This window comes from Janthinobacterium sp. SUN073, assembly GCF_030397665.1.
Taxonomy (GTDB): domain Bacteria; phylum Pseudomonadota; class Gammaproteobacteria; order Burkholderiales; family Burkholderiaceae_D; genus Janthinobacterium.
The window spans coordinates 61,604-77,810 of sequence record NZ_JAPUBT010000009.1; the positions used below are offsets into that span (position 1 = coordinate 61,604).

Consider the following 16,207-nt stretch of genomic DNA (forward strand, 5'->3'; position numbering starts at 1 on the left):
GGCAATGCTCTTTACAAATTATTGCAATTATTGTTCGAGCATTGCTTGTATTTAATTGTTGCCATTGGCGTCAATGTGGGGTCAGACCCGTCGGGTCGGACCCCGGTAATTAGTCACCACTCATTGCCAAACGCTGGTGTAGCAGGGGTTTCGGAGAGCCTTGCTCTCCGCCTGCGTAACGGTTCACCCATGCATGGGTGAACTCCTTGCAACGCTAATCGCCGCTCATTGCCAAACGTTGCCGCTCCATGAACTCCTGCAAGGTATCGATGCCGCGCAGCTGCAGAATCGTATTGCGCACGGCCGCTTCCAGCAGCACGGCGATGTTGCGGCCGGCGGCGACGGGGATGACGACCTTGCGCACTGGCAAGCCGAGCACGTCTTCCGTGGGGAACAGGAAGGGCAGGCGTTCGACTTCCTCTTCCAGCGCGTTGCGGCGCACCAGGTGCACGATCAGTTTCAAACGCATCTTGCGGCGCACGGCCGTTTCGCCAAAGATGGCCTTGATATCGAGCAAGCCCAGGCCCCGCACTTCCAGCAGGTTTTGCAGCAGGGGCGGGCAGCGGCCTTCGATCATGTTGGGCGCGATGCGCGAGAATTCGACGGCGTCATCGGCCACCAGGCCGTGGCTGCGCGAAATCAGTTCCAGGCCCAGCTCGCTCTTGCCCAGACCCGAATCGCCCGTGATCAGCACGCCCACGCCCAGCACGTCCATGAACACGCCATGCATGATGATGCGCTGCGCCAACTTTTTGGACAGGTAGACGCGCAGGAAGTCGATCACTTGCGCGGCCGGCAGCGGGGTCGAGAACAGGGGAATGTTTTGTTCGTCGCAGATGGCGAGGATGTCGGGCGGCGTTTCCAGCCCCTGCGCGATGATCAGCGCGGGCGGACCGCCGGCGATCAGTTCGCCAATCACGTGGGTGCGCGTGTTGACCTTCAGGCGCTGGTAGTAATTGATTTCCTGGTGGCCGAAGACCTGGATACGGCCTGGATGGATCAGGTTCAAGTGACCCACCTGGTCGGCGGCCGACGAGACGTCGCCCGAGATCAGGCGTTCGCCGCCGGGAAAGCCGGCGAACCAGCCCAGTTGCAGACTTTCACGATTATCGTCGTACAGGCGTTGTATCGTCAGCGGCGTTTGCAACATGGCAGTCTTCTTCAGGAGTGGAGGAATACCTGAAGTTTAACCCGCCGCTTGCAGACTGGGTTGCCAATTGACGATGCGCGAATGCACGGATTTCGGTTCCGGATCCGTGGCCAGCGCCGTGCGGAAGGCATCGTCGGAAAACATTTCGGCGATTTCCGACAAAATTTCCAGATGTTGCTGGGTGACATGATCGGGAATCAGCAGGAAGAACAGCAGATTGACAGGCTTGCCATCGGGCGACTCGAAGGGAATCGGCTCGGCCAGGCGCACGAAGGCGCCCAGCGGCGCTTTCAGGGTCTTGCTGCCTTTGACCCTGCCATGCGGCACGGCCACGCCATGGCCCAGGCCTGTCGAGCCCAGGCGTTCGCGGGCAAACAGATTGTCCGAAACGGTAGAGCGGGCGATGCCGTAATTGTTTTCGAAGATCAGGCCGGCTTGCTCGAAGGCGCGCTTTTTACTGGACACTTCCAGGTCCAGCAGGACGTTTTCGAGGGATAAAATTTTGCTAAGATTAGTCATGACACTCAATGAAATGGTGCAATGCGCAGAGGGCTTGCGAGCCGAATTATAGGCCTGTTTCCGCGGCCTGTAACGCCAATTCTCAACAGTATACGCCCGCTGCGGGCGCAGTGGGCGCTACAGCCCATGTCGCCATCATTTTAGCAAAAAAATAACATCGGGGTGTATCGGCTATTTCTTGATTAAAAACACACGGCGAACAGATTTTTCCGCCGCCGAATGCCGATTTTCCGATTTTTCAGCGTCTTTGACATGCTCTGCGGCACTACTGCAACGTTGTTTTAAAACACAGCCAACATTCCTGTTGGCATGGTTTTGTGGTGTTGCCTGGTATTACTGGCGCGCATTGCGCAGATTGCCCGGCATCGTGCCCGTGCTGTAGTTGCTGCGCCACGGATTGATATCGAGCCCGCCGCGGCGCGTATAGCGCGCATACACGGACAGTTTTTGCGGCTTGCACTGGCGCAAGATATCGACAAAGATGCGCTCCACGCATTGCTCGTGGAATTCATTGTGTTCGCGAAAACCAATCAGGTAGCGCAGCAGGCTTTCCTGGTCGATCTGCGGTCCCGCATACGCGATCTGCACGCTGCCCCAGTCCGGCTGGCCCGTCACCAGGCAATTCGATTTGAGCAAGTGCGAGACGAGTTTTTCTTCCACCGGTGCCTCATTCAGCGCCGCCTTCAGCAGCAGCGGCGAGGGCGTGTATTGCGTGATTTCCAGGTCCAGGCGATCCAGCAGCACGCCGTCGAACTCGCCCATTTTGAGCTTGCCGAAATCTTCCTGCAAGGTCAGTTCCACTTGCACGGGCGCGCCAAAGCCATTCGACAAATCCTGCTTGAGCAAGGTCAGCAACGCTTCCGGGCTATCCAGCTTGGTCTGGTTGAACGAGTTCAGGTACAGCTTGAACGATTTCGACTCGATGATGTTGGGCGAATCGGCTGGGGCACTGACCTTGGCGATCGCCACCTGGGGCTTGCCGCGCTGATTCAGCCACGACAGTTCATACGCATTCCAGATATCGAGGCCGAAGAACGGCAAGGTGCCGTGCAATTCCAGTTCGTCGCGCTTGCCCTGGCGCGGAATCGGAAACAGCAGTTCCGGTGCGTAATCGCTGCGGTAGGCGGAGCTTTTGCCCAGGGGAGATTGTTCGGCGAGGTCGTTGGTGGTGGTCATGGTCGGGTGGCGTAGTTCGGTCAAGGACGCATGGTAGCCTATTTCAACCCAACGGCGACGGCTGGGGTCGTACCCTGCAGGGTACGACCCCAGTATTTGCAGTTGGGCTTATTACCCCAGGAACAGTTTGTACACAGGATTGCTGCTTTCATCCCAATAACGATAGCCGAGGGTGTCGAGGAAACGGGCGAATTCTCCCATCTCATCGGGCGGCACTTGCAGACCCACCAGGATGCGGCCCACGTCGCCGCCCTGGCTGCGGTAATGACACAGGGAAATATTCCAGTTCGGCGCCATGCTATCGAGGAAGCGCATCAGTGCACCGGGGCGCTCGGGGAATTCAAAGCGGTACAGCAGCTCATCCTGCGCCAGGCGGCTCTTGCCGCCCACCAGATGGCGGATGTGCGACTTGGCCAGCTCGTCGTGGGTCAAGTCCAGCGTCTTGAATTCATGCTCTTCGAATTTCTTCGCCATCGCCCCGGATTCATGCCGGTCGGCAATCTGGATGCCGACGAACACGTGCGCGGCCTTTTCATCGCTGATGCGGTAGTTAAATTCCGTCACGTTGCGCGCGCCGATGAGCGAGCAGAAGCGCTTGAAGCTGCCCCGCTGTTCGCGCATGGTGACGGCAAACACGGCTTCGCGGAACTCGCCCAGCTCGGCACGCTCGGCGACGAAGCGCAGGCGGTCGAAATTCATGTTGGCGCCGCAGGCGATGGTGACCAGCGTCTGGTTGACGATGGGGTGCTTGCTCAGGCTGGCCCGCTCCACGTAGGCCTTGGCGCCGGCGATGGCCAACGCGCCGGCCGGTTCCAGAATGGAGCGCGTATCGGTAAACACATCCTTGATGGCGGCGCAGATGGCGTCCGTGTCGACGATGATGATGTCATCGACATATTGCTGCGCCAAACGGAAGGTTTCCTCACCCACCAGGCGCACGGCCGTGCCGTCCGAAAACAGGCCCACGTCGGGCAGGGTCACGCGTTCGCCCGCTTTCAGCGAGCGCGCCATGGCGTCCGAATCGACCGTTTGCACGCCGATGATCTTGATGTCGGGGCGAATCTGTTTCACATACGCAGCCACGCCGGCGATCAGGCCGCCGCCGCCGATGGCGACGAAGATGGCGTGGATGGGGCCGGAATGCTGGCGCAGGATTTCCATGCCGATCGTGCCCTGGCCGGCGATTACGTCCGGATCGTCGAACGGGTGCACGAAGGTCAGCTTCTGTTCTTTTTCCAGGGTCAGCGCGTGGTTGTAGGCGTCCGTGTAGGACTCGCCGTGCAGCACGATTTCCACCTGCACGCCGCCGCGCGCCTTGACGGCGTCGATCTTGACGGGGGGCGTGGTGGTGGGCATGACGATGACGGCGCGGCAGCCCATGCGTGCGGCCGACAAGGCCACGCCCTGGGCATGGTTGCCGGCCGAGGCGCAAATGACGCCGCGCTTGCGTTCCGCATCGCTGAGCTGGGCCATCTTGTTGTAGGCGCCGCGAATCTTGAAGCTGAACACGCTTTGCATGTCTTCGCGCTTGAAGTAAATCTGGTTGTTCAGGCGCTGCGACAGGGCAGGGGCCAGTTCCAGCGGCGTTTCGGTGGCGACGTCATAGACGCGGGCGGTCAGGATTTTCTTGAGGTAGTCGATGTTCATAGTCTGCTAGCAAGTGATTCTGGGCCAGAAAGGGTCTGGAGCGTGTCGGGCGATAGCGGCGGCGCCGCGGCGGATAGCCTGGCGACAATAATGCTCTGTGGAACTGCGGGCGGGTATGCCTTTGCCGGTCGGCGCGATGTGTGCGGCGCCCAGGCTGCTCTTCATTATAATGGAGAGCCTTACCGCATCGCGAAGTGTTCCATGATCGAATCCGCAATCGTCTGGCTGCTGCAGTTGATCGCAGCACCGGAAGTCGGGCTGACATCGGTCTTTCTGATCAGCTTTATTTCCGCCACCTTGCTGCCGCTCGGCTCGGAACCGGCCGTGTTTGCCGTCATCAAGGCCAATCCCGCACTGTTCTGGGCCGCCATCGGCGTCGCCACCCTGGGCAATACTCTGGGCGGCGTCGTCGACTACTGGATGGGCTACCGGGCCAAGCAGGCGTTCGCCAAGGAGCGCGACACACGCTGGTTCCGCTGGCTGGCCCGCTATGGCGCCAAGACTATGCTGCTGGGCTGGCTGCCCATCGTGGGCGACCCCCTGTGCACCCTGGCGGGCTGGCTCAAGTTGCCATTCTGGCCCAGCGTGGCCTACATGGCCATCGGCAAGTGCGCGCGCTATCTGAGCATGACGGCTTTGCTGCTGTACGTGCCCGATGGCGTATGGCACCGGATCGGGCAAATGCTGGCGTAAACGGCACGCAAACGGGCGTAATGCAACGCCTGTTTGCCCTATTTTTGGGCAGTTCGATAGTTTGCAGTAGAGTCCGATTCTTGGCATTTTTGCGTCAAAAAATCATGGAAACTGGTTTTTTATTCATGCAAAAGTAGGCTTTTCCGTATTTGCTATGGCGGCGGATGAGGTGCTTAAACCTTAGGCGGCCTAAGGCTGTTCCGGCATGGTGCGGCGCAATAAGATAAAATGGTCCTTTAGGGTCCAGTCCACATCGTCACCACATTCCATGAACGCTCCCGCACATATCCAAGCTTTACTGGCAGAAACGCCGAATGGTCCCGCAGCAAGCCGCCTGCGCGAAATCCCGTATAACTACACGTCGTTTTCCGATCGCGAGATCGTCATACGCCTGTTGGGGGAGGACTCCTGGCGCCTGCTCGACGAGCTGCGCGGCGCCCGCCAGACGGGCCGTTCGGCCCGCATGCTGTACGAGGTGCTGGGCGATATCTGGGTCGTGCGCCGCAACCCCTACCTGCAAGATGACTTGCTGGACAATCCGAAGCGCCGCCAGGGCTTGATCGACGCCTTGCATCACCGCCTGGCCGAAGTCGACAAGCGCCGCCTGGGCATCGATGCGGCCGGCGGCGACGTCGCGGCCAGTGGCGAAGCGCCGGAAGTGGCCAAGGCGCGCAGCGCCAACGTGGAACTGCTGCTGAAGGCTGCCAGCAAGGCCGTGGCGGACTTCGGCGACGAATTCCGCAAGACCTATGACTTGCGCAAACGCACGGTCAAGGTGCTGGGCCGCTACACGGAAAAACACAATGTGCGCTTCGATGGCATGACGCGTGTGTCGCACGTGACGGACGCCACCGACTGGCGCGTCGAATACCCGTTCGTCGTGCTCACGCCCGACACGGAAGAGGAAATGGCCGGCCTGGTGAAGGGCTGTATCGAGCTGGGGCTGACCATCATCCCGCGCGGCGGCGGCACCGGCTACACGGGTGGCGCGATTCCCTTGACGCCGATGTCGGCCGTCATCAACACGGAAAAGCTCATCACCCTGGGCGCTGTGGAAATGACGGTCTTGCCGGGATTGAGCCACGAATACGCGACGATCAATTCGGGCGCGGGCGTGATCACGAATAAAGTGTCGGAAGCGGCGGAAAAAGCCGGTTTCGTGTTTGCCGTCGACCCGACCTCGGCCCACGCCTCTTGCATCGGCGGCAACGTCGCCATGAATGCGGGCGGCAAGAAGGCCGTGCTGTGGGGCACGGCGCTGGACAACCTGGCCTCGTGGCGCATGGTCGACCCGAACGGCGACTGGCTCGATGTCACGCGCCTCGACCATAATCTGGGCAAGATCCACGATATCGCACTGGCACGTTTCCAGCTGGAATGGCGCCACCCGAGCACGCGCGACGCGACGAAACCGAACGCGCCGTTCAAGACGGAAATCCTGGAAATTCCTGGCCGCAAGTTCCGTAAAGAGGGCCTGGGCAAGGACGTCACCGATAAATTCCTCGCCGGCTTGCCGGGCATCCAGAAAGAAGGCTGCGACGGTCTCATCACGTCGGCGCGCTGGATCTTGCACAAGATGCCGAAATTCGCCCGCACCGTCTGCCTGGAATTCTTTGGCCAGGCGCGCGACGCGATCCCGTCGATCGTGGAAATCAAGGATTACCTCGACGGCTTGCCGGCCAAGGGCGAGCAATACACGACCATCCGCCTGGCGGGCCTGGAACACCTGGACGAGCGCTACCTGCGCGCCGTCGGCTACGCTACCAAGTCGAAGCGGGGCGTGCTGCCGAAGATGGCCCTGTTTGGCGACATCGTCGGCGACGATGAAAATGCTGTCGCGCAAGCGGCGTCGGAAGTGGTGCGCATCGCCAACACCCGCGTGGGCGAAGGCTTTGTGGCCGTCAGCTCTGAAGCGCGCAAGAAATTCTGGCTCGATCGCGCCCGCACGGCGGCCATCGCCAAGCATACGAATGCGTTCAAGATCAATGAAGACGTGGTGATTCCGCTCAACCGCATGGGCGAATACACAGATGGCATCGAGCGCATCAATATCGAGCTGTCGATCAAGAACAAGCTGCAACTGGCCGATGCCCTGAGTGAATTCTTTGCCAAGGGTAATTTGCCAATCGGCAAGAGCGACGACGCCTCGGACGACCGGGTCGATGACGCGGAAATGCTGGGCGACCGCGCTGAGCAGGTGCAGCAGTTGCTGGCGCAAGTCACGGCACGCTGGACCTGTCTGCTGGCCCAGCTGGACCGCCCGCTGGCCGACGTAAAGGGCGAACTGGCCGAGCTGGGCATGGAGCGTTTGCTGCCCGTCTTCGATGCACGCCTGGAAACACAGCCGGACGCCACCCTGTTCGACGTGGTGCAGGACCGCACCGTGCGCATCACCTGGAAGCAGGAAATTCGCGCCCAGCTGCGCCAGATCTTCAATGGCGCCGCTTTTAAACTGATCCTCGACGAAGCGACGGCGATTCACGCGCGTATCTTGCGTAGCCGCGTATTCGTCGCGTTGCACATGCATGCGGGCGACGGCAACGTGCACACGAACTTGCCCGTCAACTCGGACAATTACGAAATGCTGCAGGATGCCCACCAAGCCGTGGGCCGCATCATGATCCTGGCCCGCTCGCTCAATGGCGTCATTTCCGGCGAACACGGTATCGGCATCACCAAGCTGGAATTTTTGACCGAAGAAGAAATCGGCGAGTTCCGCAGCTACAAGCAGCGCATCGACCCGGAAGGCCGTTTCAACAAGGGCAAATTGCTGAACCTGCCGGGCATGGGCGCCGACTTGCGCAATGCCTACACGCCATCGTTCGGCCTGATGGGCCACGAATCGCTGATCATGCAGCAAAGCGATATCGGCGCCATCGCCGACAGCGTCAAGGATTGCTTGCGCTGCGGCAAGTGCAAACCCGTGTGCTCGACTCACGTGCCGCGCGCCAACTTGCTGTACTCGCCGCGCGACAAGATCTTGGCGACCTCGTCCCTGATCGAAGCTTTCCTGTACGAAGAGCAGACGCGGCGCGGTATTTCCATCAAGCATTGGGAAGAGTTCGAAGACGTGGCCGACCACTGCACGGTGTGCCATAAATGCGTCACGCCCTGTCCCGTCAACATCGACTTCGGCGACGTGTCGATGAACATGCGTAACTTGCTGCGCAAGATGGACAAGAAAAGCTTCAATCCGGGCACCAAGGCGACGATGCTGTTCCTCAACGCCACCGATCCCGTGACCATCAACGCCACGCGCAAGGTCATGATCGGCTGGGGTTACAAGGCGCAGCGCCTGGGCCACGATTTGCTGAAGAAATTTGCCAAGAAGCAAACCAAGGCGCCACCGCCATCGACGGGAAAACCACCCGTCAAGGCGCAGGTGATCCATTTTATTAATAAAAAGATGCCGGGCAACTTGCCGAAGAAAACGGCACGCGCGTTGCTCGACATCGAAGACGATAAAGTCATCCCGATCATCCGCAATCCGAAGACGACCACGGCCGATACGGAAGCCGTGTTCTACTTCCCCGGTTGCGGTTCGGAGCGATTGTTCTCGCAAGTGGGTCTGGCGACGCAAGCGATGCTGTGGGAAGTGGGCGTGCAGACGGTCTTGCCGCCAGGCTACCTGTGCTGCGGTTATCCGCAGCGGGGCGCAGGCGAGTTCGACAAGGCCGAGAAGATGATGACGGACAACCGCGTCCTGTTCCATCGCATGGCCAACACGCTCAATTACCTGGACATCAAGACGGTGCTCGTCTCGTGCGGCACCTGCTATGACCAGCTGGCGACGTACCAGTTTGAGAAGATTTTCCCCGGCTGCCGCATCATGGATATCCATGAGTATTTGCTGGAGAAAAACGTCAAGCTGGAAGGCGTCAACGGTACGCGTTATATGTACCACGAGCCTTGCCACAATCCGATGAAACTGCAAGAGTCGGGCAAGACGATCAATTCTCTGATCAGCACGGTGGATAACGTGAAGATCGAGAAAAATGACCGTTGCTGCGGCGAATCGGGTTCCCTGGCCGTCACGCGTCCCGACATTTCCACGCAAGTGCGTTTCCGCAAGGAAGAAGAGATGGTCAAGGGCGCCGACAAGTTGCGCGGCGATGGGTTCACGGGCGACGTGAAGATCCTCACCAGCTGTCCGTCGTGCCTGCAAGGCTTGTCGCGCTACAATGATGATTCGGGCACGACGGCCGACTACATCGTCGTCGAGATCGCCAAACACTTGCTGGGAGAGAACTGGATGCCGGATTATGTGAAACGCGCCAATGACGGCGGCATCGAACGGGTGCTGGTGTAATGTCCACGAGCTGCGATTTGTGCCAGTTGCTGGATGGCTACGCCAACAAGCAGGGTCTGGAGACCTTGCTGTGGCGCAGCGAACGCTTGTCCGTGGTGGCCGTCGATGATCCAGGCTACCCCGGCTTTTGCCGCGTGATCTGGAACAAGCACGTGAAGGAAATGACGGACTTGACGCCGGGTGAGCGCAACTATGTCATGGAAGTCGTGTGGCAAGTCGAGCTGGCCGTGCGTGAAGTGATGCAGCCGGAAAAGGTGAATGTGGCCAGTTTCGGCAACGTGACGCCGCATGTGCACTGGCACGTGATTCCCCGCTACCGCGACGATGCGCATTTCCCGAACCCCAGCTGGGCGGTGGTCCAGCGCGAGACGGCGCCGGAAGTACTGGCCACGCGCCGCGCCCAGTTGCCGGCCTTGCGCGACGCCATCATTCAACGTTTATCCGCATAAAGTATCGTCATGACTGAAAAAACAGCAACACCCCAACCGACCGGCTTGACCGTGCACAACCAATCGCGCGTGCTCGACGTGGCTTTCGACGATGGCAGCACATTTACGTTGCCGTTCGAATACCTGCGCGTGTATTCGCCGTCGGCCGAAGTGCAGGGCCATGGCAAGGGCCAGGAAACCTTGCAATTAGGCAAGCGCCTGGTGGGCATCACGGGCCTGGAACCTGTCGGCAACTACGCCGTGCAACCGACCTTCAGCGATGGCCATAATTCCGGCCTGTACACCTGGGCTTACCTGTACAAGCTGGGCGCGCAGCAAGCGACCCTGTGGCAAGCCTACCTGGACCAGCTGACGGCAGCCGGCTACCCCGGTGACAGCGGCCGCGACGCGAAGGCAGACATGACGGTCAAACAATCTTCCGGCCACGTCCATGGACCCAGTTGCGGGCATAAACACTAAGGTGAAAAAATAGTGCGGTAAGCTTGTCGGATTGCCGCATATCCATTCGTCGTATGAATGCCCGCGCTTGCGGGCATTTTTCTTTTGGAGAAGAGACCATGGAATACCTGATCCTGATCTACGCCGATGAATCCCGCTATGAAACCATGCCGGAAGGAAAGATGGCCAGCCTGATGGCCGACTTTGCCAGCTATACGCAGGCACTGGAAGCGGCTGGCGTGCTGCGCGGTGGGGCCGAGCTGGCGCCCGTGCGCAGCGCCACCTGCGTGCGTGTGCGCAATGGCAAGCCCGTCATCACGGATGGGCCGTTCGCGGAAACCAAGGAGCAGCTGGGCGGATATTACCTGCTGGACTGCGCCAACCTGGACGAGGCGCTGGCCTGGGCCGGGCGTTGTCCGGCAGCCTCGCTGGGCACCATCGAAGTGCGGCCCGTCACGGCCTGAGCATGGCCGGCGACGCCCTGTCGGCCGTCGAACACGTGTTTCGCCAGGAAAAGGGCAGGGTGCTGGCCGGCCTGATGCGGCGCTTTGGCGACCTGGGCCTGGCGGAAGACGTGTTGCAGGAAGCGTGCCGCAAGGCACTGGAACTGTGGCCGCGCACGGGCATCCCCGATCAGCCCGCCGCCTGGCTCAGTGCCGTGGCCCGTAATGCAGGCCTCGATCAGGTGCGCCGCGCGGGCAAGAGCATCATCATGGATGCCGAGCTCATCCTGTCGAGTCTGCCGGCATCCGCGATGGAAGAGCCACAAGCCATCGAGTATGATCGGCTGCGCCTGCTGTTCATCTGCTGCCATCCCGCGCTGGCACCCGAGGCGCAGGTGGCGCTGGCCCTGCGCACCCTGTGTGGCCTATCCACGGCCGAGATCGCGCGCGCCTTTGGCGTGGCGGAAGCGGCCCTGTCGCAACGGCTATTGCGCGCCAAACGCAAGATCGCTGAAGCGCGCATCCCCTTCGAGTTGCCGCCAGCGCAAGACTTGCCGCCACGGCTGGCGCAAGTGTTGCACGTGATTTACCTGGTGTTCAGCGAAGGCTATTGCGCCAGCGGCGGCGATGTTTTGCTGCGCGCGGACCTGTGCGCGGAAGCGCTGCGGCTGGGGCGGCTGCTCGACAGCCTGCAACCGGACCAGCCGGAAGTGCAAGGTTTGTTGGCTTTGATGCTGCTGCAGGCGTCGCGCGGCCCGGCCCGCCTGTCGCCCGAGGGGTATTTGTTGACACTGGAAGAACAGGACCGGCGCCTGTGGCAGGGGGACTTGATTGCCGAGGGACTGGCGCTGCTGGAACTTGCCTTGCCGGCGCGCGCGCCGGGACCATACCAGCTGCAGGCAGCGATTGCCGCCTTGCACGCCCAAGCGCCCACGGCCAGCCAGACGGACTGGCGCCAGATCCACGTCCTGTACGGCGCCTTGCTGCGGCACAAGCCGGAACCCTTGATCCTGCTCAATGCCGTGATCGCTTGCGCCATGGCGCATGGCGCCGCACACGGCCTGGTGTGGCTGGAGCGGCTGGAAACCGTGCCCAGCCTTGCCAACTCGCATTATCTGCATGCGGCCCGGGCCGACTTGCTGCGCCGCCAGGGCGACCGTGCGGGTGCTCTCGCGGCGTATGCGCAGGCGGCACTGCTTGCTTCAAATACAGTGGAAAGGCAATACCTTCTCCGGCGTCAGGGGGAAATGCGCCTGCCGCTTGTATAATGCGTGCAAGTTCAAACAGACTGCCTACCATGACCAATACGACCCATTTCGGATACAAAACAGTTGCAGAAGACGACAAAGTGCGCGAAGTCGCCAAGGTGTTCCATTCCGTCGCTGCCAAATATGACGTGATGAACGACTTGATGTCGGGCGGGCTGCACCGTCTGTGGAAGACGTTCACCATTGCCAACGCGGGCGTGCGCCCCGGCTTCAAGGTGCTCGACATCGCCGGCGGCACGGGCGACCTGTCGAAGGCGTTTGCCAGGCAGGCGGGCCCCACGGGCGAAGTCTGGTTGACCGATATCAATGAATCGATGTTACGCGTGGGCCGCGACCGCCTCTTGAATCGCGGCTTGCTCACCCCCACCTTGTTGTGTGACGCGGAAAAACTGCCGTTTCCCGACAATTATTTTGACCGTGTCAGCGTGGCCTTTGGCCTGCGCAACATGACGCACAAGGATGTGGCGCTGGCCGAAATGCGCCGCGTGCTGAAGCCGGGCGGCAAGCTGCTGGTGCTGGAGTTTTCCAAGGTGGCAGCACCGCTGCAAAAGCCGTATGACCTGTATTCGTTTTCGGTCTTGCCGTGGTTCGGACAGAAAATCGCCGGCGACGCGGAAAGCTATCGCTACCTGGCAGAATCGATCCGCATGCACCCGGACCAGGAAACGCTGAAGACCATGATGGAAACGGCGGGCCTGGAGCGCGTGCAGTACTACAATTTGACGGCAGGCATTGCCGCTTTGCATACCGGCATCAAGATGTAATGCATCAATGTTGGTGATTTTAGGAGATGGAATGAAATTGAAGAAATTTATGGTCGGCATGATGTTGGCCGCGACCACGGTATCCATGCTGGGTGAGGCGCTGGCCCGTCCGATGGGCGGTGGCCGTTCGTTTGGCCGCCAATCGCAAAACGTGGGCCGTCAGGCGCCCGCACCGGCGCCAACCCCGGCACCGGCTGCCGCACCACGCCAGGCGCAACCTGCGCCAGCTCCCGCGCCGGCACCTGCCGCCAAGGCACCGAGCCGCTGGAAGGGCTTGCTGGGCGGCGCCTTGCTGGGCCTGGGCCTGGGCGCGCTGCTGTCGCATTTCGGCCTGGGCGGCGCCCTGGCCAGCATGATCAGTACCCTGCTGATGGTGGCCTTGCTGGCCGGCGTGGCCTACTTCATCTACCGCATGGTGCGCGGCAAGCGCGACAGCAATGCCAACTCGGGCAATGCGCCGTTCGCCGGCTTCGGCAACCAGCCTGCACCGGCAGGCAACGTGCCTGACATCGGTTCGCGCATTCCGCCGCTGCCGCCGCTGCAGCCCGTCTCGTCCGGTGTCGGCCTGGATAAGCCAGCAGAGGTTGCCGCGCCATGGGGCGTGCCAGGCGACTTCGACAAGGAAGCCTTCCTGCGTCACGCGAAAAGCAATTTCATTCGCCTGCAAGCGGCCTGGGACAAGGCCGACGTCAACGATATCCGTGAATTCACGTCGCCGGAAGTGTATGGGGAACTGCGCATGCAAATCCAGGAACGGGGCGCGCAGCCAGACTTTACCGATGTCGTCACCATCGATGCCGAACTGCTGGGCATCGAGACGAGCGTCAACGACTACCTGGCCAGCGTGAAGTTTACGGGCCTGATCCGTTCGGCGCCGGGCGCGGCAGCCGAGCCGTTCGCGGAAGTGTGGAATATGTCGAAACCCGTCAGTGGCAACAGCGGCTGGGTCCTGGCAGGCATCCAGCAATTGAATTAATTGTCAAAACTTGCTGAATAATGGCTTAAGTTCATGCGCAATGCATGATGCTTGACAGATATTTCCCGCTGAACTGGTAAGATCGAAACCGCCCACGTTGTTTTACGGGCGGTTTTTTCTTTTTAGGGGCGCGCGCGGCGCGCAGTATATAGATGGCACCACTTTCCGATCTCTCCCTGATGACGCCCGTCATCGCGACCATCAACCATTTGCTGGCGCAAGAGCCGTGGGCGCGCCAGCAGTTGGCCGTGCACGCCGGCAAGCTGGCCTGCATCGACACGGGCGCCGTAGCCTTGCGCCTGCGCGTCGACAGCGCCGGCATGCTGGAGGCGGCGCCGGCCGATATGCCGGCCAACGTCACCATCCGCGTCAAATTGTCCGATGTGCCTCTGATCCTGCAAAACCGCGAGCGGGCGTTTTCGTATGTAAAAATCGAAGGCGATGCCGAGTTTGCCAATGCTATTTCGCAATTGAGCAAGGGGTTGCGCTGGGAAGCCGAGCACGACCTGGAAAAAGTAGTCGGCCCCATGCTGGCTACGCGCCTTGTTTCGGGCGCCAAGGATGTCGTCGCTTTTGTGCGTACGGGCCAGCAAAAGCTGGCGGAAAACGTGGCCGAATATTTTCTCGACGAACAGCCGATGCTGATCCGTCCTGCCACCTTGCAAGAGTATTCCTCTGGCGTGACGCGCGTGCGCGATGATGTCGAACGCCTGGCCAAGCGCCTTGCCCGGCTGGAAAAGGCGGCCGCCGCCGTCCAGCCGCAGTCCTCTTCACCGGATTTGTCTACATGATATTGAAATTCCTGCGCCTGTTTAAAATCATCCGTGTTTCCATCAAGTACGGTCTGGATGAGATAGCGATTTCTGGTCTGCAAGTTCCCCGCACCGCCAAATTGATCGACACCCTGATATTCTGGCGCGACCTGTCGTCGCCACGGGGCATGCGCCTGCGCCTGGCGCTGGAAGAGCTGGGTCCGATTTTCGTGAAATTCGGCCAGGTGCTGTCGACCCGGCGCGATCTGATGCCCCTCGACATCGCCGAAGAACTGGCGCGCCTGCAGGACCGGGTGCCGCCGTTCGATTCCGACCTGGCCGTGGCGCAGATCGTCAAGTCCTTGGGCGCGCACCCGGATCAACTGTTTGCCAGCTTCGAGCGCGAGCCGGTGGCGTCCGCCTCGATTGCCCAGGTGCACTTCGCTACCCTGAAAGATGGCCGCGAAGTGGCCGTGAAGGTCTTGCGTCCAGGCATGAAAAAGCTGATCGACGAAGACGTGGCCCTGATGCACATCGCGGCCGACTGGACCAACCGCCTGTGGGCCGACAGCAAGCGCCTGAAGCCCAAGGAAGTGGTAGGCGAGTTCGACAAATACCTGCACGACGAGCTGGACCTGATGCGCGAGGCGGCCAACGCCAGCCAGCTGCGGCGTAACTTTGCCAACTCGGACTTGCTGCTGGTGCCGGAAATGCACTGGGATTATTGCTCCAGCAGCGTCATCGTCATGGAACGCATGGTCGGCATTCCCGTGTCGCAGACCGACCGCCTGGTGGCGGCCGGCGTGGATTTGCGTAAACTCTCCAGCGATGGCGTGGAGATTTTCTTCACGCAAGTGTTCCGCGACGGCTTTTTCCATGCGGACATGCATCCGGGGAATATTCTCGTGTCGATCGCGCCCGAATCGTTCGGCCGCTACATCGCGCTGGACTTCGGCATCGTGGGCACGTTGAACGATTACGACAAGGATTATCTGTCGCAAAACTTCCTCGCCTTCTTCCGCCGCGACTACAAGCGCGTGGCCGAGGCGCACATCGAATCGGGCTGGGCGCCGAAAGACACGCGTGTCGATGAACTGGAAGCGGCCGTGCGCGCCTGCTGCGAACCGATCTTCGACCGTCCGCTGAAAGATATTTCTTTTGGGCAAGTTCTGCTGCGGCTGTTCCAGACCTCGCGCCGCTTCAACGTGGAAGTGCAGCCGCAGCTGGTGCTGCTGCAAAAGACCCTGCTCAATATCGAAGGCCTGGGCCGCCAGCTGGATCCGGAACTGGATCTGTGGCAAACGGCCAAGCCCTACCTGGAAAAATGGATGAGCAACCAGGTGGGGCCGCAAGGCTTCATGGAACGCCTGCGCGCCGAGGCACCCCGTTATGCGCACATCTTCCCGCAACTGCCGCGCTTGCTGCATCAGGCCTTGACGGTGCATGGCGAACCGCGTGAAAACGATATGGAATTGATGAAAACCTTGCTGGCAGAGCAACGCCAGACGAACCGCTTGCTGAGCTTTATCGTGTACTTCGTGGGCGCCTTCGCGCTCGGCGCGCTGGGCTTGCAAGTGTTCATGCGCTGGCATCAATTGCCGTTTTAAAGGCTAAGGACGTAAG

Annotated in this window: 14 protein-coding genes; 10 read left to right on the forward strand and 4 right to left on the reverse strand. The window is 60.7% G+C overall.

The genetic code is table 11. The annotated features are described in order from the left end of the window. Nucleotides 1–214 precede the first annotated feature (214 nt). From hprK to ilvA, 4 genes are all read right to left on the reverse strand, one after another. A complete protein-coding gene (gene hprK, locus O0882_RS21550) occupies nucleotides 215–1,150 on the reverse strand; it encodes an HPr(Ser) kinase/phosphatase (RefSeq protein WP_034753337.1) in 936 nt (311 codons plus the stop codon). A 36-nt stretch (nucleotides 1,151–1,186) separates the two neighbouring features. Further along, nucleotides 1,187–1,669, reverse strand: a complete 483-nt coding sequence (locus O0882_RS21555) for a PTS sugar transporter subunit IIA (RefSeq protein ID WP_071079718.1) — start codon at nucleotides 1,667–1,669, stop codon at nucleotides 1,187–1,189. A gap of 333 nt (nucleotides 1,670–2,002) precedes the next feature. After that, entirely contained in the window at nucleotides 2,003–2,845 is an 843-nt protein-coding gene (gene queF / locus O0882_RS21560; RefSeq protein WP_289951617.1) for an NADPH-dependent 7-cyano-7-deazaguanine reductase QueF, read from the reverse strand. 111 nt (nucleotides 2,846–2,956) lie between these two features. Then, entirely contained in the window at nucleotides 2,957–4,492 is a 1,536-nt protein-coding gene (gene ilvA / locus O0882_RS21565) for a threonine ammonia-lyase, biosynthetic (protein WP_289951336.1), read from the reverse strand. Between the two features lie 201 nt (nucleotides 4,493–4,693). Here ilvA and O0882_RS21570 point away from each other — a divergent pair, with 201 nt between their 5' ends. The 10 genes from O0882_RS21570 (at nucleotide 4,694) to ubiB (ending at nucleotide 16,191) form a co-directional block, all read left to right on the forward strand. Then, nucleotides 4,694–5,185: a YqaA family protein gene (locus O0882_RS21570; RefSeq protein ID WP_289951338.1), complete on the forward strand. Its 492-nt coding sequence runs from the start codon at nucleotides 4,694–4,696 to the stop codon at nucleotides 5,183–5,185. 268 nt (nucleotides 5,186–5,453) lie between these two features. Further along, nucleotides 5,454–9,494: a DUF3683 domain-containing protein gene (locus O0882_RS21575; RefSeq protein WP_289951339.1), complete on the forward strand. Its 4,041-nt coding sequence runs from the start codon at nucleotides 5,454–5,456 to the stop codon at nucleotides 9,492–9,494. Beyond that, a complete protein-coding gene (locus O0882_RS21580) occupies nucleotides 9,494–9,943 on the forward strand; it encodes an HIT family protein (protein WP_289951341.1) in 450 nt (149 codons plus the stop codon). The genes O0882_RS21575 and O0882_RS21580 overlap by 1 nt, the downstream gene beginning before the upstream one ends. A 9-nt stretch (nucleotides 9,944–9,952) precedes the next feature. After that, nucleotides 9,953–10,402 (forward strand): DUF971 domain-containing protein, encoded by a 450-nt coding sequence (locus O0882_RS21585; RefSeq protein ID WP_289951343.1) that lies wholly within the window; start codon nucleotides 9,953–9,955, stop codon nucleotides 10,400–10,402. Between the two features lie 98 nt (nucleotides 10,403–10,500). Further along, on the forward strand, nucleotides 10,501–10,845 hold the full coding sequence (locus O0882_RS21590; protein WP_289951345.1) for a YciI family protein: 345 nt from the start codon (nucleotides 10,501–10,503) through the stop codon (nucleotides 10,843–10,845). Between the two features lie 2 nt (nucleotides 10,846–10,847). Further along, entirely contained in the window at nucleotides 10,848–12,092 is a 1,245-nt protein-coding gene (locus tag O0882_RS21595; RefSeq protein ID WP_289951347.1) for a sigma-70 family RNA polymerase sigma factor, read from the forward strand. 29 nt (nucleotides 12,093–12,121) lie between these two features. Next, the gene (ubiE, locus tag O0882_RS21600; protein WP_010394608.1) at nucleotides 12,122–12,856 is read left to right on the forward strand and encodes a bifunctional demethylmenaquinone methyltransferase/2-methoxy-6-polyprenyl-1,4-benzoquinol methylase UbiE; all 735 of its coding nucleotides are present in this window, start codon (nucleotides 12,122–12,124) and stop codon (nucleotides 12,854–12,856) included. Between the two features lie 31 nt (nucleotides 12,857–12,887). Then, nucleotides 12,888–13,832, forward strand: coding sequence for a Tim44-like domain-containing protein (locus O0882_RS21605; protein WP_289951350.1), 945 nt, complete (start codon nucleotides 12,888–12,890; stop codon nucleotides 13,830–13,832). Between the two features lie 152 nt (nucleotides 13,833–13,984). Further along, a complete protein-coding gene (locus tag O0882_RS21610) occupies nucleotides 13,985–14,623 on the forward strand; it encodes an SCP2 sterol-binding domain-containing protein (protein ID WP_289951351.1) in 639 nt (212 codons plus the stop codon). Then, nucleotides 14,620–16,191: a ubiquinone biosynthesis regulatory protein kinase UbiB gene (gene ubiB, locus O0882_RS21615; RefSeq protein WP_289951352.1), complete on the forward strand. Its 1,572-nt coding sequence runs from the start codon at nucleotides 14,620–14,622 to the stop codon at nucleotides 16,189–16,191. The genes O0882_RS21610 and ubiB overlap by 4 nt, the downstream gene beginning before the upstream one ends. The last annotated feature ends 16 nt before the right edge of the window (nucleotides 16,192–16,207 follow it).